Source organism: Paractinoplanes globisporus DSM 43857 (assembly GCF_000379645.1).
GTDB lineage: Bacteria > Actinomycetota > Actinomycetes > Mycobacteriales > Micromonosporaceae > Actinoplanes > Actinoplanes globisporus.
This window is the reverse complement of record NZ_KB903294.1, coordinates 362,606-381,215: the sequence shown is the minus strand read 5'-3', so window position 1 is coordinate 381,215 and position 18,610 is coordinate 362,606. Positions and strand designations below refer to the sequence as shown.

Below are 18,610 nucleotides of genomic sequence, written 5' to 3'. Positions count from 1 at the left end.
TCAGCAGGCGCCGGCCGTCACCTTGGGCCCGCCGGTCGTGGTGGCCGGCAGCTTGAGGCAGGCCATGTCGCCGTTGAGCGTCACCTCGGCCACGCCGCTGCGGACTATCCGCGCCTTGACGCCGGAGCCCGCGAAGTCGGCGACGGCCTCCTTGAGGTGGCTCGCGGGCGTCCCGCCGTTCTCGTCGGCGAGCGAGAGGGTGTCGTAGCCCAGCGACTGGGCGGCGGTGACCACATCCTCGCCGGCGCCGTTGGCACCGGCGGAGGTCAGGCTCTGCAGCAGCTTCGGGTCGATCTTCGTGGCGCCCTGCGGGGCGTCGATCGGGCTGCCCGAGGTCACCTCGAGCCGGACGGCGACCCGGCCGGTCGCGCCGTCGACGAACTGCAGGATGTTGATCTCGGCGGCGGTCAGCTTGTCCTGGTCGATCCACAGGTCGACCACGATCGGCCGATCCTTCGGCGCCTCGGGGATCGAGTCCTCGAAGCCCTTCGCCTCCTCGCCGCCGACGGCGGTCACCAGGCGCTTGAGCTCCGAGTACGCCTTCGTGGTCGAGGTCGTGACGATCAGGTGCTTGTCGTCCTTGGGGTCGCGGGCGATCTGGGCGTTGTCGAAGAGGTTCTGCGCGCTCTTCTTGACCTCGGCCGCGGCCTTGGGGTTCGTGGCGTCCGCGGCCGGCAGCCCGCTGGTCTTCTGGACGTCCTTGACGTCGAGCGAGACCCAGCCGCCGTCGAAGAACGCGCCGAGCGCCTTGTCCTCGGCGGTGGCCTGCCGGCGGATGTCGTCGATGTCGGCCGTCGAGCCGCCGAACTTCGTCACCAGGTCGTTGACCGGCGCCTTCGCGTACAGCGTCTGGTCGACCACCCGGATCTCGGTGCCGGTCACGCCGTCGATCGTCGCGGCCAGCAGCGCCCGGTCGTCGTCGGTGCCCTCGCCGGCCTGGTCGTACGCGACCGTGAACGACGAGTTGAACAGCTTCTTCATCGTCGCCGCGTCGTCGTCCGAGAAGTCGGGGTCGTCCTTCTTCGCGGCGGCGATCAGGTCGTCGGCGCTGCCGGTGAGCTTGAGGGTGAATCCCGCCTGCTTCTGCTCGCCCAGGTGCTGGGCGGCGCTGCGCAGCTGAAGCTTCGGCTCGAGCTGCTTGATCTGCCCGGCACACCCGGCGATGACCGCCAGGACCGCGACACCGGCGGTGGCGCCGGCCAGATAACGCTTCGCGCGCATCGTTCTCCCCCGTTGAAGAAATCCGTCGGCTTCCATGATGGGGAGGTACCGCAAGCCGAAATCAGAACAGACCCCGCAATGCCCGCTCGGCCCCGTCCAGCACGGGCGCGGGCAGCCCCCGTCGGGGCCAGACCGAGAGCGCGAGCGGTTCGGCGGCCGGCAGATCGTCGCGCACGGTCAGCCCCTCGGGCTCCTCGCCGAGCGTCGCCATCAGGGCCACGCCGAGACCGGCGCGGACGGCCGCCTGAACCCCGGCCAGGTGGGCGGCCTCGCATCCGACCTCCGCCGCCAGCTGGTGCATGGCCAGGGTTTCCAATGCCCGCGTACGGAGGGAGCACGGCGCGTCGAAGGCGACCAGCGAGATCGGGCCCGCGGCCGTCCAGCCGGGCGCGGAATACCAGGCCAGGGGCAGCTCGCCGACCGTACGAGCCTCATCGCCGCCCGGCCCGAGCAGCAGGGCCAGGTCGATGCGGCCCTCGGTCAGCGCCGAGCGCAGCTGCGCGCCCCGGTCGATCCGGAACCGCACCCGGTGCCGGGGGAACGTGGTGGCCAGCGCCGCGGCCAGGCCGGGCAGCAGGTAGGCGGCGGCGTGCTCGGTCGAGCCGATGACCAGCCGCGGCTCCTCCTCGGCGGCGAACGCCCGCAGCGTCTCGTCGTGCGCGGCGAGGATCCGCCGGGCCTGGGTCAGCAGCGTCTCGCCGTCGGGGGTGAACCGCGAGCCGCGCCCGTCCCGCTCGACCAGCGCACGGCCGAGCGTCGACTCCAGCCGGCGTACGTGCTGACTCACGGCGCCCTGGGTGAGGTGCAGCGCGGTCGCCGCCCGCTGGAAGCCACCGCAGTCGGCCACGGCCACGAAGCTCCGCAGCGGCGCAATTCCCAGTTCGCGACCCATGCCTATCAGCTTACTAGGAATTAATGAGCCTGCGTAATGGCCTGTCATCACGATCTCTCCTTGGACAGCGACGCGGCTCGACGCCGAGACTTCTGGCATGGCTACGCGCAGAAACCTCATCCTCGGCGCCGTCCTCATGGGCGTCGGCGGGCCCGGTCAGCACCACACCTGGCTCGATCCCGAGATACCGGGCGACGCGAGCGTGGACATCCGCTGGTACATCGCCCGCGCCCAGCAGGCCGAGGCGGCGAAGTTCGACCACGTCTTCATCGTCGACAGCCAGTTCATCACGCCGGACTCGCCGCACCACTACCTGAACCGGCTCGAGCCGCTCACGCTGCTGTCCGCGGTGGCCGTGCACACCAGTCACATCGGGCTGGTCGGCACCCTGACGACCTCGTACAACGACCCGTTCAACGTGGCCCGGCGGCTGGCGTCGCTCGATCTGATCAGCGGCGGGCGGGCCGGCTGGAACGTGGTGGCCACCGGCGACGGCGGGACCGCCGGGAACTACGGGCGCCAGGAGCATTACGACTACGCGACCCGGTACGGCCGTGCGCTCGAGCACGTCCGCGTGGTGCAGAGCCTCTGGGACTCGTACGAGGACGACGCCTTTCCTCGGAACAAGGAGAGCGGCGTCTTCTTCGACAAGACCCGTCAGCACCCGCTCAACCACGTCGGCGAGCACTTCTCGGTGGCCGGGCCGCTGAACATCGAGCGCTCCCCGCAGGGCCAGCCCGTGATCTTCCAGGCCGGCGACTCCGACGAGGGCCGCGACCTCGGCGCGTCGATCGGCGACGCCATCTTCACGCACGCCGCGACGGTCGAGCAGGGCCGGGCGTTCCGCGACGACATGCGGGCGCGGGCCGCCGCCAAGGGCCGCGACCTGCTGATCGTGCCCGGGATCAGCCCGATCATCGCGGACACCGACGAGGAGGCCCGGGAGAAGGAGCGGGCGCTGGTCGGGGGCAAGGACTTCGCCCGCGCGCTCAAGGAGCTCGGCCGGCCCTTCGGCTGGCACGACTTCACCGTGTACGACCTGGACGCGCCCTTCCCCGAGCTGGGCGACGCCGGCGACCGCAGCTTCAAGACGCAGGCCGAGAAGATCAAGCGCCTGGCCCGGGAGAACAACTACACGCTGCGGCAGGTCGTCCAGCACTCGATCGACGCGCAGCGCTCGCCGTTCACCGGCTCCGCGCTCACGGTCGCCAACGAGATCCAGCGCTGGTTCGAGGCCGGCGCGTTCGACGGCATCAACTTGACGATCACGGTGCCCAGCGAGTTCGCGCGCTTCACCGACGAGGTCCTGCCGATCCTGCGCGAGCGCGGCATCGCCCGCACCGAGTACGACGCGACCACGCTGCGCGGCAACCTCGGCCTGCCGGTCCCGGAGAACGTGCACACCCGCGATCGCCGATCGGCGCTGGTGTCATGAGGCTCGGCTTCCTGACCCACGTCCAGGGGCGGAACGGCAGCGCCGAGGCGTACCGGAACGCCCAGGAGCTCTTCGTCGTCGCCGACGAGCTCGGCTTCGACACCGGGTGGGTCGCGCAACATCACGCGCCGTTGCAGGGCGGCGGCTTGTCGTCGCCCTGGCCATTTCTCGCGTACGCGGCGGCGCGTACCCGGAGAATCAGGCTCTCGACGGCGATCACGATCCTGCCGCTGGAGCACCCGCTGCGGCTCGCCGAGGACGTGGCGGTCGTCGACACGCTCAGCGGCGGCCGGGTCGAGATCGGGGTGGGCAGCGGTTCCGGCCCCGAGGAGTACGCGGCGTTCGGCGTCGACGTCGACCGCAAGCGCGAGCTGACCACGTCGGGCCTGGCGACGCTGCGCCGGGCGCTGGCGGGGGAGGAGGTCGGCGCGCCCGGCTTCACCATCCAGCCGCTGCCGGCCGCCGACTTCACTTCGCGGATCTGGCAGGGGGTCTTCAGCGGGCCGGGGGCCCGGTTCGCCGCCGAGGCCGGGGCCAACCTGCTGCTCAACCGGGCCACCTACGGGTACGAGGAACCGACCGACACGGTGCAGCGCGTATGGGCCGACGAGTTCCTGGCCGCGTGGGACCGGCCGCACAAGCCGCGGATCGGGCTGTCCCGCTTCGTGTTCCCGGCCAAGGACCGGAAGACGGCGCTGTCCCAGATCGAGGACGGGCTGTGGCACGCGACCGAGGGGTTCGTCCGGCGCGGCACCTTCCCGGCCGGGCTGAGCCTCGACGACTACCTGCGGCGGTTCCACGCCTTCATCGGCCACCCCGACGAGATCGTCGAGGCGCTGCGGGCCGAGAAGGTCATGCCGGTCGCCACCGACCTGATCACCCAGTTCAACCCCGGCATCCCGGACCTCGACGCGGCCGTCCACGCGCTGGAGCTGATCGCCAAGGAGGTGGCGCCGGCGATCTAGTCGAGCGCCTCGCCCAGCGGGACCAGGCCGTGTTGCAGGCCGAAGATGGCGGCCTGGGTGCGGTCGGACAGGTGGAGCTTCGACAGGATGCTGGAGACGTGGGCCTTGACCGTCTCCTCGGTGATGGCCAATGTCTTCGCGATCTCGCGGTTCGAGCGGCCGCGGGCCTGCTGGGCCAGCACCTGCGTCTCGCGCGGGGACAGCAGGTTCAGCGGGCCGGGTCGGGGACCGCCATCGCGTACCTCGCGGACCAGGCGGGCCGCGATCCGCGGGTCGAGTCGGCTCTCCCCGCGGGCGGCGGCCCGCACCGACGCGACGACGTCGTCGACGCCGGCCGTCTTGGGCAGGTAGGCCAGGGCGCCGGCCCGAATCGCGCCTAGCAGATGCTCGTCGGCGGTGGACGAGGTGAGCATCAGCACCTCGGTGGCGGGGCGGTCGCGCTTGATCCGGGCCAGGACGTCCAGGCCGCTGGCGTCGGGAAGGAACAGGTCCAGCAGGACGACCGTGGGCGCCAGGGCCCGTGCCGCGGCCATCGCGCTCGCGCCGTCGGGGCAGTCGCCCACCACTTCGATGCCGTCCTCCTGCTCGAGGAGGTAGCGCAGGCCCTGCCGGACCACGCTGTGGTCGTCGACGATCAGTACGGTGATCACGCGACCGGTCCCAGCGTCGCGCGTACGGTCGTACCCCGGTCCGGCGCCGACTCGACCCGCAGTTCGCCGCCCAGCTCGGCCACCCGTTCACGCATCAGGCCGAGGCCCATGCCGTGCCGGTCGGCGGCCCGGTCAGGGTCGAATCCGGCACCGTCGTCCCGTACCGACAGCTCGATCCGGCCGCCGCCCGCGTCGGCGAGGCGTACCACCACAGTGGACGGCCGGGCGTGCTTGACCGCATTGGCCAGGGCCTCCTGGGCCACCCGCAGCAGGGCCGGCTCCGCCGCCGGGTCCAGGCCGACCGGTTCCAGCTCGGTCTCGACCGGGATACCGAGCCGATCCCGGTAGGCGCGAGCCAGCTCGTCCAACGCGGGGATCAGCCCGGCCCCGCGCAAGGCGACCGGCCGCAGCTCCAGCAGCAACGCCTGCATCTCCCGCAGCGTGCCCGTCACGGTCCGCTCCATCGCCTCGACGCGGGGGTGCATCGGCGACCCCTCCGGCAGTGCCCGCCGTAGGCCACCGGCCAGCAGTCGCAGCGAGAACAGGTCCTGCGAGATCGAGTCGTGCAGCTCGCGGGCGATGCGTGCGCGCTCGCCCGCGCCGGCCAGCGCTCGTTCGGTGGCCATGGCCTCGGCCAGCCGCTCGGCCATCCGGTTGAATCCGGTCTCGAGCCGGGCCACCTCGTCGTCGCCGGCCACCGGCACCCGCCGCTCGTAGTCGCCGGCGGCCACGGCGTCGGTGCTGTCGGCCAGGCTCCGCAGGCGGCCGAGCAGCCGGCGGGTCGACAGCAGCCCGAACACCGCGCCCACCGGCAGCGCGCCCAGCAGGACCAGCAGCCCGAGGCCGAGCTGGCCGGACAGGCCGTCCCAGACGGTCGTGCCGCGGCGGCCGGAAGCCTTGATCTTGGCCGCGACCGGGATCTGGACGTAGACCAGGCCAACGACGTCACGGGCGTCCGCCCGGATGACGCTCACCGGTACGACGGACCAGAGCACCTCGCGGCCCTCGGCGCCGTACCCCTTGGGATTGGTCTTGAGTTTGGCCAGCACCCCGGCGTCGATCTCGCCCCCGACCGGGTACCGGGCCGGGTACGAGCTGGTGACGATTCGCCCGGACGGGTCGGCCAGCAGCGCCATCGACATCGGGGCGCTGCCCTCCTGGGCCTCCGCCGTGTACGGGATGCGCACCTCGGCTCCGTCCGCGGTCAGCTGAGCCTGGCCCGGCAGCAGGTGCAGGTTCCGGTCGCCGAGCGGGAACTGCGCGACGTCCGGCAGCCGGCCCAGCTGGGCGGCCCGCTCGCCGGCGTTGCTCGCGATCTCCCGCGCGGTCAGGCCGGCCACGAGCACGCGGGCGTCCTGCTGGCCGCCCCCGAGCAGGCCGGGCACGACCACGATCAGCACCACGGCCTCGACCACGATCACGGCGGCCGCCGTCACGAGCACGTATGAGCCGGCCATCCTGGCCCGGAGACCCCAGCCTCTGCGCATCCACCTCACCATAGAGCGCATCCGTCGGCTCAGATACCGCGCAGCGCGTCGACCGGCGCCAGGCGGGCCGCCCGCAGCGCCGGATACAGACCGGCCACCGCCCCGATCACCAGGGCCGCGGCCGGCCCGGCCACCACGGCGACCGGCGGGATCAGCGGCGGCCAGCCGTGCTCGAAGGCCAGCACCCGGGTGATGATCGTCCCGGCCACCGTGCCGACCGCGCCGCCGGCCGCGGCCAGCACGACCGACTCGACGAGGAACTGGGCGGCCACGTGGGAGCGGGCGGCCCCGAGGGCCCGGCGCAGGCCGATCTCGCCGCGGCGTTCCAGCACCGAGACGATCATGACATTGGCGATGCCGATGCCGCCGACCAGCAGCGCCACCGCTCCCAGGCCGAGGTAGAGGGCGGTGCCCGAGCTCGCGGCGGCCAGCCGGGCGGTCAGCGCGTCCGAGGGACGGCTCACCGCGACCTGTTCGGGCGCCTCGGGATCGGCCGCGCGGGACAGCATGTCGCGCACCTGGGTGGTCCGGCCGGTCTGGGTACGCACGTATATGCGCGTCGGATGGCCGTCGTAGCCCAGCTGCGTCGCCGCCACGGGCAGGCCGACCAACACCGAGTTGTCGATCTCGGGGACCAGGTCGACCGGGCGCAGGATGCCGATCACCACGTACCAGCGGCCGCCGACCGCGATCCGCGGGTTGCCGGCCAGGTCGGCGATGCCCAGCGACTGCGCCGCCGCGTGACCGAGCACGGCCGCCGGGTAACGGTCGGTCGTGCCGCTGAGGAAGGTGCCGCGCTCGAGCGTCCCGCCGACCGCGGACAGAAGGTCAAGGGCGGTGGCGCGTACGCCGATCCCGCCGGTCAGCTGCGACGGCACCAGATCGGACCGGTACGCGTTCACGCCGGCCAGCTCGGCCGTGGCCGCCGCCCTGGTCACGCCCTGGGTCCGGGCGATCGTGGCCGGCGCGGTGGCCGGTAGCGGCACCTCCTGCCCGGCCAGGCTCTGCCCCGACGACACGGTCAGCATGTCGGTGCCCAGCCGGTCGATCCGGGCGAGCAGGCCGGCCTGGCTGGACCGGGTGATGCCGAGGACGGCCACCACGGCGGCGATGCCGATGGCCACGCCGACCAGCGAGAGCGACGCCCGCACGGGCCGGCTTCGCAGCCCGACCGTACCGACCGGCAGCAGGTCGCCGGGGCGCAGGCGCGACCTTTCGGTCATGAGATGCCCCCGGTGTCGGTGGCGATCCGGCCGTCGCGGATCTCCACGCGCCGGAGGGCGGCCGCCGCGACCTGGTCGTCGTGGGTGATCACGACGATCGTGGTGCCGGCCTCGTTCAGCTCCCGCAGCAGGGCCAGGATGCCGGCGCCGGTGGCGCTGTCGAGGTTGCCGGTCGGCTCGTCGGCCAGCACGACGGCCGGCCGGCCGACCACCGCCCGCGCGATGGCCACCCGCTGGCGCTCGCCGCCGGAGAGCAGCCGGACCCGGTGACGCGCGCGGTGCCCGAGCCCGACCCGGTCCAGCGCCTCGGCGGCGGCCCGGCGGCGCTCGGCGGCCGGCACCCCCCGGTACAGCAGCCCGGTGGCCACGTTCTCGCTCGCCGTGAGCCGTTCCATCAGGAAGAACTGCTGGAAGACGACACCCAGGCGGTGTGCCCGTAGCCCGGCGATCCGGCGGTCGGACAGCGCTTCGATCGGGTGGCCGGCGATGCGCACGGAACCCGACGTCGGCCGGTCCAGCCCGGCGGCGAGGTTGAGCAGCGTGGTCTTGCCGGAGCCGGACGGTCCGACGACCGCGACCATCTCCCCGGCGTGGACGGTCAGGCTGATCCCGTCGACCGGCACCACACCCGGGTAGGCCTTGCGGACCGCACGCAGCTCCAGGACGGCGCTCATGAGGCCGGTACCTGAACGAGCTGACCGGGCGTGAGGTCCCCGCCGACCTCGACCGTTCCGGTCACGTCGTCGAACAGCCCCGGCGTGACCGGCACGAACCCGCCGCTCGCCAGCCGCACCTGGTACCCGCCGCCGGACCGGGGCAGCAATGCCAGGATCGGCACCAGCAACACGCCGCTCCGGCTCGCGGTCGTGATGGAGACGCCGGTCGGCGCCTCGTCCAGACCCTGCGCCGCCCTGGGCAGCGTGACCCGGATGGTCACCGTCACGGTGGCGGCGCCCTGATCATCGCCTTGCGGGCCCGGCGCCGTGGCCGTGCGGGCCACCGAGGTCACGGTACCGGTGCTCGTACCGGGCAGGCCGTTCACTGTGATCTCCACCTTGTCCCCGGCGGTGACCGAGGTCCGCTCGGCCACCGGGATCTGACAGGCGACCACCGGGCGGGTCGACGTGCCGATCAGGATCTCCGCGCCCGGCCCGATGCTCGTCCCGGGTGCGGCCCGCACCTGGTCGACGCGCAGCGGCCCGGGCTCGAACACCACGCTTCCCAGCGGCACCTGGCCCGTGCGCCGACGTGCCGGCAGACCCCAGACCGCCTGCCATCGCCGGATGGCCGCCGCTGTGGCCGCCGTAAAGGTGTCGTCCACCGTCATCTCGCGGTCCCGGTCCATGCCGAGCGCGACCAGGTTGGTCTCCAGCTCCTTGACGTCCGGCCCGGCAGCCACTCCCAGGCGCAGATCCCGGTACGCCGGCACCGGCCCGAACAGCAGGCGCGCCGGCCGGTCGGCCACCCGGTACAGGACACCGCCCCGGTTCACCGTGCTTCCGGCCCGCGCCACCGCGGTCAGCACGCCCGGATCGCCGTGATTCGCCACCGGGTAGCTGCCGTCGAACCCGAGCGTGCCGGTGTACTGGGTCCGCTCGGCCACCGAGCCACGGGTCACCGCCGCCGTGCCCGTCTCCACCTCGGCCGCCGGCGCCGGCGTGTCGGGCCGGGCGGTCATCGCCCACCAGGTGCCGGCCGCGGCCAAGCCGAGAATGGTCGCCGTCGCACCGACTGCCCTTCTCACGAGCTGAACCTGATCGGGCCGTCGTAGTACTTCTGGCAGACCCGGATTTTCGGACCGACCACGGCCTTGCCCTGCGCCATGATCTGATCAGCGCCCGGGAACGTGCCGTCGGCCCGCGGATCGGGCCAGCCGGGCACCCCGTTCTGACGCATGCATTGGGCGAACTGCCGCATCTTGGGAACGTCGGCGGCGTTCGGAACGCCCTGCCGGTCGTTGCCGTTCTGCAGCGCGGTCGCCGGAATCCGGTCCTCCACCGCCTTGCAGGCGGCCCGGGCCGATTCGGCATTCCGCCGCGTCGCCTGGTCGACCGTGTTCTCGTCGGGCACCACGACGCGCCCCTCGCGGACGGGGATGTCCGGCATCCCCGGCGCCCCGTGCTGCCGGATGCACTGAACCAGGTTGTTCACCAGTACCTGAAGCTGTGCATCGGACATGCTGCTGGGCGAGGGGGACGGCGACGCCGACGAGCCGCCTCCGCATCCCGCCGGCGCGACCATTCCGATCAGGACGAAGACCACGGCCGTCCATCGGCCGCCCCGCGACACAGGCATGATCGCTCCCTCCGTGTGGCGGCCTCGCCGACCGCGCCTATGACGCTCGCAGCGCGGGAGAGCGGGCACATCACCACGCGGTGGGGGTGGCCATTCCCCCTTCGGGGAATCGGCCGGGCGCGCCGCGGGGCAGGATGGACGCATGGCTCTGCACTCCGGACGGCACCCGCAGGACGCGGTGACGGAACGTAACGGCAATCCCTTCGCGACCGTGGCCAATCCGGCGCTGGCGCAGCAGCTGGCGCCGCCGCTGCGGGCGCTGGCCGACGACCCGGTGCCGGCCGACGTCGCCTACCAGCTCGTCCACGACGAGCTGCTCCTCGACGGGCGGTCGCGGCTGAACCTGGCCACGTTCGTGACCACGTGGATGGAGCCGCAGGCGGCGCGGCTGATGGCCGAGTGCGCCGACAAGAACATGATCGACAAGGACGAGTACCCGCAGACGGCCGAGTTCGAGCGGCGCTGCGTGAACATGCTGGCCGACCTGTGGCACGCGCCCGACCCGGACGACGTGGTCGGCTGCTCGACGACCGGGTCGAGCGAGGCGGCCATGCTGGCCGGCATGGCCCTCAAACGGCGCTGGGCGGCCCGGCAGCCGGCCGGGAGCACGGCCCGGCCCAACATCGTCATGGGCAGCAACGTGCAGGTGTGCTGGGAGAAGTTCGCCAACTACTGGGAGGTCGAGCCCCGGATGGCGAAACTGCACGGCGACACGCTCCACCTCACGGCGCAGGACGCGGTGGCGCTCTGCGACGAGAACACGATCGGCGTGGTCGCGATCCTGGGTTCGACGTTCGACGGCAGCTACGAGCCGGTGGCCGAGATCGCCGCCGCGCTGGACGACCTGCAGGAGCGCACCGGCTGGGACATCCCGGTGCACGTCGACGGCGCCTCCGGTGCCATGATCGCGCCGTTCCTCGACCCGGACCTCGAGTGGGACTTCCAACTCGGCCGGGTCGCGTCGATCAACACCTCGGGGCACAAGTACGGCCTGGTCTACCCGGGCGTCGGCTGGGTGCTGTGGCGCACCCGCAGTGCCCTGCCCAAGGAGCTGGTCTTCGACGTCAGCTACCTGGGCGGCTCGATGCCGACGTTCGCGCTGAACTTCTCCCGTCCCGGCGCCGAGGTGGTCGCCCAGTACTACACGTTCTTCCGGCTCGGCCGCGAGGGCTTCCGGGCCGTACAGCAGGCCGCCCGCGACGTCGCCGTGCACCTGTCCTCCGGGATCGAGGCGACCGGCCAGTTCCGCCTGATCACGCGGGGCGACCAGGTTCCGGCCTTCGCGTTCACCACCGCACCCGGGGTGACCGGCTTCGACGTCTTCGACGTGTCCCGGGTGCTGCGCGAGCGGGGGTGGCTGGTGCCGGCGTACACGTTCCCGGCCGACCGCACCGACCTGGCCGTCCTGCGGATCGTCGTCCGCAACGGCTTCACCATGGACCTGGCCAACCTGTTCCTGGCCGACCTGAACCGCATGCTGTCCTACCTGAAGGACCGGCCCGCGGGCATGCCGCCGTTCCCGCGCGCGACCGCCTTCCGCCACTGAACGCCGCGGCCGCGCCCGGCCGGAAAATGCATCGCGCGATCGTGCGCCCGATAAGTACAGTCTCGCGGTGCTCGCTGTCGCGGAACGCCTGGTGCCCGCCCGCCTCGGCGGGCCGTTCCGTTGGCTGCTGGCCTCCTCCTGGACGACCAACTTCGGTGACGGGGTCGCGGTCGCGGCCGGCCCGCTGCTGGTCGCCTCGCTGACCGGCGACGCGTTCCTGATCTCGCTGGCGGCGCTGCTGCGCTGGGCCCCGCCGCTGCTGTTCGGCCTGTACGCCGGGGTGCTCTCCGACCGCCACGACCGCCGCCGGATCGTCATGCTCGCCGACGGCAGCCGCGCGGTCGTGCTGGCCGTCATGATCGCGGCCCTGGCCACCGGCCACCTCACCGCGGCCGGCGCCCTGGTCGCGCTCGGCCTGCTGGCCACCGCCGAGGTCTTCGCCGACAACACCGCGGCGACGCTCGCCCCGATGCTGGTCGCCCGCGACGACCTGACCCTGGCGAACGCCCGGCTGCAGTTCGGCTTCCTGTCCCTCAACCAGCTGGCCGGGCCGCCGATCGGCGCCGCGCTCTTCGCCGCCGGGCGTACCTGGCCGTTCGTCACCGAGGCGGTGCTGGTCGTGGCCGGGGTGCTGCTGGTCGCCCGGGTCCGCCTCCCGGCGCCCAAGAGCGGCGAGCGCACCCACGCGTTACGCGAGATCCGCGAAGGCTTCGTCTGGACCGTGCGGCATCCGGCCGTACGGACGCTGGTCCTGACGATTTTGATCTTCAATGTGACCTTCGGAGCGGCCTGGTCGGTACTCGTGATCTATTCGTCCGAGCGGCTGGGGCTCGGCGCCATCGGGTTCGGCCTGCTGACCACGGTGTCGGCGGTCGGCGGGTTGCTCGGGACCGGGCTGTACGGCTGGATCACCGCGCGGGTGAGCCTGGGGAACGTCATGCGGGCGGGGCTCATCATCGAGACGCTCACGCATCTGGCGCTGGCGCTGACGACCTCGCCGGTGGTGGCCCTGTGCGTCTTCTTCGTCTTCGGCGCCCATGCCTTCATCTGGGGCACGACCTCGATCACCGTCCGCCAGCGAGCCGTCCCCGAACACCTGCAGGGCCGCGTCACCAGCGTCAACACCATCTGCGTCTTCGGCGGCCTGGTCGTCGGCTCGGCCGTCGGCGGCGTCCTGGCCACCCACTTCGGGGTCACCGCCCCGTTCTGGTTCGCCTTCGCCGGCTCCGCCGTCTTCCTCGTCCTGCTCTGGCCTCAACTGACCCGGATAGCCCACGACGAAGCCTGACCGCCGACGTCGACGGCGACTCGCTCCCGGATGCCGCCCGCGCCTCCCACATCCCGGCCGTGGTCAAACCTTCAGCGAATTGGCGACGTCGAGTCGGTCGTGGTCGATCAGCCAGCGCACCGACTCCAGGGCGGCCGCCTCAGGCTGGTAGCGAGGCGCGTAGTCGAGCAGCCTGCGGGCCTTGTCGATGCCGAAGTAATGGTTGCGGACGAGGTGATCCCAGCTGACTTGGGCGGCATCGGGGCCGGTGCGGCGGAACTCATCCCACGTGACAGTGCGAAGGTCAGCGGTCCGGCCGAACCATGACGCGCCGATCTGGGCGTAGCCCCGCACGTTCAATGCGGAGGGCGCGACGATGTTGAAGTCCTCACCGGCGGCGGTCTCGCGGTGAGTGATGGCGGCTTCGAAAGCGTGTGCGACGTCATCGGCGTGGACGTGGTGCATGAACTCCGCGCCGATGCCGGGGATGCCGATCGGTTCGCCGGCCGAGAGCTTCCGCCAGACCTCAGCGTCGAAGTTGCCGAGGGGTCCGATGGGATGCCAGCCGGGTCCGACGATGTGGCCAGGGTGCAGCGAGGTGGTGACCAACCCTCCGGAGCGGGTTTCGTCGCGCAGCATCCGGGCGATCGCGGCCTTCGCGATGCCGTACTCGCCCAGCGGCGGGGTCGCGTTGTCCTCGGTGATCGGTAGTTTCCAGCTCGGGCCGGCCCGCCAGATGGACCCGCAGTGCAGCAGATGCCCGACCTCGTCGCGCAGCCGTTCGACGAGCGCGGTGGCGGACTCGAGAGTGAAGCAGATCAGGTCGACGACGACGTCGGGTCGAAGGCCGGCGACGCGGGTGCCGAAAGTGCCGTCGCGGTCCTCGGCCGCCCGGTCGGCGGTCACCTGCCGCACCTGTTGCCAGGCTGCGTCGTCGGCGTAGCTGGAGTGCTGCCCGCGGCTGATGCTGATCACCTCGTGGCCGGCGCGGACCAACCTCGGGATCAGGAACGTGCCGATGTGCCCGCTTCCCCCGACGACCACGACTCTCATGACGCCAGGCTATGCCAGGTCGCTGGGCACGGGCGTCGACCTGCGTGCTCAGAAGGGCCCGGTGACCACGCAGGTGACGCCGGGGTACTGGACGTTGATGAACAGGTGACGGCCGTCGGGGGTGAAGGCGGCGCCGGCCAGTTCGCTGGCGCCGGTGGGGCCCGGGGTGGGGAAGTCGTCCGGATTCCAGTGGTGCAGGTCGAGCGGGGCGATCACCTTGGCCAGGTTGGCTATGCCGCCTCGGGGGGTCAGCACTCGCAGCCAGTTGTCGCCGCCGGCCTCGTCCTCGCCGTCGCCGTCCTCGGCCAGCAGCAGGGTGCCGTTGGGGGAGACGGCCACCGTGTCGGGCTGGTTCAGCGTCTTCGGGTTGGGGGACTCGAACAGCAGCTGCAGCTTGCCGGTGTCGTGGCCGGTCGGGACGTAACGCCAGACCTGGCCGTTCTCAGCGTCGCCGGCCTCGCTCGCCACGAAGGTGACGCCGCCGTCGGACCAGGCCGAGCCCTCCAGCCCCAGGAAACGGCAGCCGCCGCGGGCGCGGCCCTGTGAGTAGACCGCGCCGGGGTTGTCCTCGGCGTCCGACGGATCCGGCTCGTCGATGTCGACCCAGTGAGTGTCGAGCACCTCGCCGACCCGCTGGCCGGTCGCCGTGTCGTAGGACGGCTCGCCGGTCACCGCCAGCATCTGCAGCTTGCCGCCGGCGGCCAGGTGGCCGGGCTTGCGCGGCAGGAACCGGTAGAACCCGTCGCCGGGGTCCCCGTTGTCCTCGGTCATGTAGACGATCCCGGTCCGCGGGTCGATCGGGGCGGTCTCGTGCTCGAAGCGGCCCATCGCCTTCAGCGGCACCGGCTCGACCGGGCCGCGGGCGGTCGCGGGCACCTCGAAGACGTAGCCGTGCGGCTTCTCGAAACCGGCGCCGACGCCCTCGGTGGTCTCCTCGCAGGACAGCCACGAACCCCACGGGGTGGCCGCGCCGCTGCAGTTGCTCAGCGTGCCGTTGAGCACGAGGAAGCTCTCCAGCAGCCGGCCCGAGCCGAGGTTGTAGAGCGACGAGGTGCAGCCGGCCGGCCCGGCGCGGTCGTACGCGTTGACCTTGCCCAGCGCCCGGTGCTCGACGCCGGGGATGTCGGAGTCGATCTCGTGGTTGCGGATGAGGCGGAAGCGGTCGTGGCCGGCCGCGAAGACCGCCTGGCCGTCGTGACAGCCGGGCGTCGGGAGGCCGTCGCTCATCCGCGTGCCGGCCGCGCCGAAGGTCCGGTAGCCGAAGCCCGCCGGCAGCGCCAGTTCCTTGCCGGCGGCGTGAAGTGGTCCATAGCCGTCGACCGGCGGCCGGCCGTTGAAAGCCGAAGCCGAAGCGGAAGAGGAACCGGCGAAAGCGCCGCCCAGCCCGCCGCCGACCAGGCCCAGACCGGTCACCGCCAGGACATCACGCCTGTTCAAAGCCATGCGGACAGGCTCGTCCGCCCCGGGATACGGCGCAGTGTTTCCCCGGTGAACATTTGATCAGCTTCCGGTGATACTCCAGTGCCAGGGCTCGGAGGGCAGGTTCACCAGGCCGTACCGGGCGGCGTTGGCGGCCAGCCACTTGAACGCGACGCCGTCGCGGCTGCCGATCGTCTTGCCGCCGTAGGTCAGGTCGATGGCGAGCCCGATCTCGTGCAGCGAGCGGCCGGGGATCGCGGTCGGCACCCGGCACGACGACGCCGGCGCCGTCCAGATGTCCGGGCAACCGTTGATGACCCGCAGCTCGATCTGCCGTTCCTTGGTGCGGAACCCGCCCCCGGACAGCGGCACGCCGTCGTGCGCGGCGTCGTCGAGCATGCGCTGGAAGGCGTACGCGATGGTCTTGTTGATGGTTATACCGTAAATCTGTGTGGTGTCGTCGATGGTAAAACCGGCCCGGGTGTCGGTGACGACCTGAGCGCTGATCTTCGCGGCCTGGGCGGCGGCGGTGGGGTCGTAACCGCTGGCCGCGATCTTCTGCTCGGCGTTGCGGACCGCCACGGTCGCGGCGTGCCAGGCGTCGTTCGCGGCGGTGGCCTTGGCGGTGGTGTTGCGCAGGCCGGTCTGCGCGACCCGCAGGGCGGTCACCGACTGGCCGAGCTGGGTGTGCCGCAGCTTGACCGTGGCGTTCGCCTTCGGCCGGTCGGCCTTCTTCGCCGCGTCCCGGGCCACGGTCGCCGCCGCGTACCGCTTGGTGGCCAGCCTGGTTCCCGACGTGGCCGCCGCGACGGCGGCTTGTGCGGCGCCCTGTGCGCGGACCGCTTGCGCGAGCGCGTTCCTTCGATCGATGACCGTACGCCTCATCACCGGCAGCATCGTCCGCAGCTTGATCGCCTCGGGGCTCGGGTTGAGGCTGTTGTACATCAGCGCCGACCAGGTCTTCGCCGTGGCGGGTTGCGCGGCGCTCGCCGGCTGAGCCGTGACACCCACGAACGGCACCGTGGCCAGGACGGCGGCCGCGACGGCCGGGAACTTGCGCACGCGTTCCTCCCCAGGATGCGCCGGAGGCCCGCACCGGGAAGGCGCGGGCCTCTTTACGCCGGAAGCAATCGGTCGCCGGCGTGGCTACTGAAGGAGTTCGGTCAGGTCAGCGCGAACTTCTGGGCCGCGCTCCCGTTGCAGTCGTAGATCTGCAGCCGGGTGCCGTTGGCCGTGGCGCCGCTCGGCGAGTCGAGACAGCGGCCCGACTGCGGGTTGAGCAGCGAGCCGTCGGCCTGTTGCTGCCACACCTGGCCGCCGACGCCGTTGCAGTCGTACAGCTCGACCTGCGTCCCGTTGGCCGTGCCGTTGCCGTTGATGTCGAGGCAGCGGCCGAGCGTGCGCAGCGACCCGTTGGAGTTGCGGAACCAGTGCTGGTCGACCGCGTACGACTGGCAGTCCCACAGCTGGACCGGGGCGAGGTTCACGCCGGAGTCGTCGGCCGCGACGTCGACGCACTTGGCGGCGGGGCCGGCCACCGGGCCGCCGCCGTTCGCCGCGAACTTCTGCGCGGCGCTGCCGTTGCAGTCGTAGATCTGCAGCCGCGTGCCGTTGCCCGTGGCCCCGCTCGGCGAGTCGAGGCAGCGGCCGGACTGCGGGTTGCGCAGCGAGCCGTCGGCCTGCTGGACCCATTTCTGGCCGCCGACGCCGTTGCAGTCCCAGAGCTCGACCTGCGTCGCGTTGCCCGTGCCGTTGCCGTTGATGTCGAGGCAGCGCCCGAGCGTGCGCAACGAGCCGTCGGTGTAGTGGGTCCAGTGCTGGTCGGACGCGTAGGACTGACAGTCCCACAGTTGGACCGCCGTACCATTGCTGCCGGTGTCGTTGGCGGCCACGTCCACGCACTTGCCGCCGGGGCCGATGACGGTGCCCTGCGGGCCGTTCGGCACATTGGTCTGGCCGGAGTAGCCGACCGCGACGACGTTGGCCTGGACCGCGTTCTCGGCCGCGTCGGTCGGGTAGCCCGCGACCATCGCGCCCTCGAACCAGGTGCCCATGTTGCGGTTGCTGTTGTCGCCGCCGATGCCCAGGATGATGCCGCCCTCCTGGTGCATCGGGCGGTAACCGGCCTTGTCGGTCGGCAGCGAGCCGTTCCACCACGTGCTCAGGCCGCCGGACTGCGAGTTTCCACCCTTGATCGCGTACGTCGTCTGGCCGTTGTTCTTGAGAACAGCCGTCACGTACGTCGTCTTGTTGCCGGCGTTGGCGGTGTTGGAGCCGTTGGCGCCCTGGAACATGCCGTTCTCCATGTCCGCCTCGACCCACGGTCCGGAGCCGTTGCAGGGCTGGAAGTAGCAGGTGGTGGCGATGCTGACGGCGTCCATGTGCCCGTTGCCGGTGTCGTACGGCGTCGACTCGGCGTTCCCGTAGTCGAAACAGCAGTCCGAGCCGACGTGGGTGCCGCTGGCCACCATGTAGACGCCCTCGGGCTGACCGTTGACGGCGACGCCGGGCGCGACGCCGTTGTAGCGGTAGCCAATTCCCGGAGAGACCCAGATTCCGTACGCCTTGTGGCCGCCCGCGATCACCGCGATCTGACTGGCGTCCGCCCCGCGATCGCCGCTGCCGGCGCCGCCGTCGGGCGCGACGGAGAGGTCACTGTGCCGCGGCGACTGGTCGTAGATCCTGGTGATCCGGCAGGTGGTGCCGTTGCAGAAGGCGTCGTGGTCACCGGCGTTGGCGTAGCCACCGGCCGCGAGCAGCCCGACGTTGTGGGTAGCGCCGTCGGAGGCGCGGGTGAGCTGGTAGAGCGCGCCGTTGTAGGACGCGTACAGGGCTCGCACGGTGCTGTGCGCGGCCACGCACGGGGTGCCGGCCGCGGCGTAGATGTCGCAGGGGAGGGAGGCGGCCGCGCTGGCCGCGCCCGGCATGCCGAAGAGCATGCCGAGCACGAGCATCAGGGCGGCGCCGAGGACGGGAAGACGGTGTCTGCGCATGGGGGAGTTGCTCCTATCGGGGAACGGGAGCGCGGTGGGCGTCTGCGGTTGCCCGGCCGGGGCAGACATAGAAAGGACTAACTGTTTGGAAAGTTAACCCCGATGGTCGATTGAGTCAATAAATGACTCCCAATGTGCGATCCTGTTGGAATCACCATCGGCAA

At 71.8% G+C, this 18,610-nt stretch carries 16 protein-coding genes; 4 read left to right on the top strand and 12 right to left on the bottom strand.

All coding sequences use genetic code 11. From position 1 onward, the window contains the following. Both A3CQ_RS0101645 and A3CQ_RS51035 read right to left on the bottom strand, forming a co-directional pair. Positions 1–1,221 (bottom strand): hypothetical protein, encoded by a 1,221-nt coding sequence (locus tag A3CQ_RS0101645; protein ID WP_020509170.1) that lies wholly within the window; start codon positions 1,219–1,221, stop codon positions 1–3. 61 nt (positions 1,222–1,282) lie between these two features. After that, positions 1,283–2,113: a LysR family transcriptional regulator gene (locus tag A3CQ_RS51035; protein WP_040431236.1), complete on the bottom strand. Its 831-nt coding sequence runs from the start codon at positions 2,111–2,113 to the stop codon at positions 1,283–1,285. A 97-nt stretch (positions 2,114–2,210) separates the two neighbouring features. On the opposite strand from A3CQ_RS51035, the gene A3CQ_RS0101635 reads away from it, so the two are divergent. Together A3CQ_RS0101635 and A3CQ_RS0101630 are read left to right on the top strand one after the other, a co-directional pair. Beyond that, complete coding sequence (locus tag A3CQ_RS0101635) at positions 2,211–3,548, top strand: NtaA/DmoA family FMN-dependent monooxygenase (protein WP_020509168.1); 1,338 nt, start codon at positions 2,211–2,213, stop codon at positions 3,546–3,548. Then, positions 3,545–4,513, top strand: coding sequence for an LLM class flavin-dependent oxidoreductase (locus A3CQ_RS0101630; protein ID WP_020509167.1), 969 nt, complete (start codon positions 3,545–3,547; stop codon positions 4,511–4,513). Before A3CQ_RS0101635 ends, A3CQ_RS0101630 begins: the two co-directional genes overlap by 4 nt. On the opposite strand, the gene A3CQ_RS0101625 is transcribed toward A3CQ_RS0101630, so the two are convergent. Genes A3CQ_RS0101625 through A3CQ_RS0101600 form a run of 6 tightly spaced genes read right to left on the bottom strand, consistent with a single transcriptional unit; the run spans position 4,510 to position 10,168 of the window. After that, positions 4,510–5,163 (bottom strand): response regulator, encoded by a 654-nt coding sequence (locus tag A3CQ_RS0101625; protein WP_020509166.1) that lies wholly within the window; start codon positions 5,161–5,163, stop codon positions 4,510–4,512. The two genes, A3CQ_RS0101630 and A3CQ_RS0101625, sit on opposite strands and share 4 nt — an antisense overlap. Further along, positions 5,160–6,650 carry a HAMP domain-containing sensor histidine kinase gene (locus A3CQ_RS0101620; RefSeq protein WP_169516240.1) on the bottom strand — a complete coding sequence of 497 codons (1,491 nt, stop codon included), beginning with the start codon at positions 6,648–6,650 and terminating at the stop codon, positions 5,160–5,162. The genes A3CQ_RS0101625 and A3CQ_RS0101620 overlap by 4 nt, the downstream gene beginning before the upstream one ends. 29 nt (positions 6,651–6,679) lie before the next feature. Continuing rightward, complete coding sequence (locus A3CQ_RS0101615; RefSeq protein WP_020509164.1) at positions 6,680–7,873, bottom strand: ABC transporter permease; 1,194 nt, start codon at positions 7,871–7,873, stop codon at positions 6,680–6,682. After that, on the bottom strand, positions 7,870–8,547 hold the full coding sequence (locus A3CQ_RS0101610; RefSeq protein WP_020509163.1) for an ABC transporter ATP-binding protein: 678 nt from the start codon (positions 8,545–8,547) through the stop codon (positions 7,870–7,872). The genes A3CQ_RS0101615 and A3CQ_RS0101610 overlap by 4 nt, the downstream gene beginning before the upstream one ends. Beyond that, entirely contained in the window at positions 8,544–9,617 is a 1,074-nt protein-coding gene (locus tag A3CQ_RS51030; RefSeq protein ID WP_157295163.1) for a peptidoglycan-binding protein, read from the bottom strand. The genes A3CQ_RS0101610 and A3CQ_RS51030 overlap by 4 nt, the downstream gene beginning before the upstream one ends. After that, entirely contained in the window at positions 9,614–10,168 is a 555-nt protein-coding gene (locus tag A3CQ_RS0101600; protein ID WP_157295160.1) for a hypothetical protein, read from the bottom strand. The genes A3CQ_RS51030 and A3CQ_RS0101600 overlap by 4 nt, the downstream gene beginning before the upstream one ends. A 142-nt stretch (positions 10,169–10,310) precedes the next feature. Between A3CQ_RS0101600 and gad the strand changes: the two genes are divergently transcribed. Both gad and A3CQ_RS0101590 read left to right on the top strand, forming a co-directional pair. Next, a complete protein-coding gene (gene gad, locus A3CQ_RS0101595; protein WP_020509160.1) occupies positions 10,311–11,714 on the top strand; it encodes a glutamate decarboxylase in 1,404 nt (467 codons plus the stop codon). Positions 11,715–11,781: 67 nt separating this feature from the next. Next, positions 11,782–13,002, top strand: a complete 1,221-nt coding sequence (locus tag A3CQ_RS0101590; RefSeq protein WP_020509159.1) for an MFS transporter — start codon at positions 11,782–11,784, stop codon at positions 13,000–13,002. 63 nt (positions 13,003–13,065) lie between these two features. Here A3CQ_RS0101590 and A3CQ_RS0101585 read toward each other — a convergent pair whose 3' ends face one another. The 4 genes from A3CQ_RS0101585 to A3CQ_RS0101570 all read right to left on the bottom strand — a co-directional run bounded on the left by A3CQ_RS0101585 (position 13,066) and on the right by A3CQ_RS0101570 (position 18,446). Beyond that, positions 13,066–14,034 (bottom strand): NAD-dependent epimerase/dehydratase family protein, encoded by a 969-nt coding sequence (locus A3CQ_RS0101585; protein ID WP_026205187.1) that lies wholly within the window; start codon positions 14,032–14,034, stop codon positions 13,066–13,068. Between the two features lie 48 nt (positions 14,035–14,082). Continuing rightward, positions 14,083–15,477: an alkaline phosphatase PhoX gene (locus A3CQ_RS0101580; RefSeq protein WP_040431233.1), complete on the bottom strand. Its 1,395-nt coding sequence runs from the start codon at positions 15,475–15,477 to the stop codon at positions 14,083–14,085. 57 nt (positions 15,478–15,534) lie between these two features. Continuing rightward, complete coding sequence (locus tag A3CQ_RS56960) at positions 15,535–16,515, bottom strand: M15 family metallopeptidase (RefSeq protein ID WP_020509156.1); 981 nt, start codon at positions 16,513–16,515, stop codon at positions 15,535–15,537. A gap of 101 nt (positions 16,516–16,616) precedes the next feature. Further along, positions 16,617–18,446, bottom strand: coding sequence for an arabinofuranosidase catalytic domain-containing protein (locus tag A3CQ_RS0101570; protein ID WP_026205186.1), 1,830 nt, complete (start codon positions 18,444–18,446; stop codon positions 16,617–16,619). Positions 18,447–18,610 lie beyond the last annotated feature (164 nt).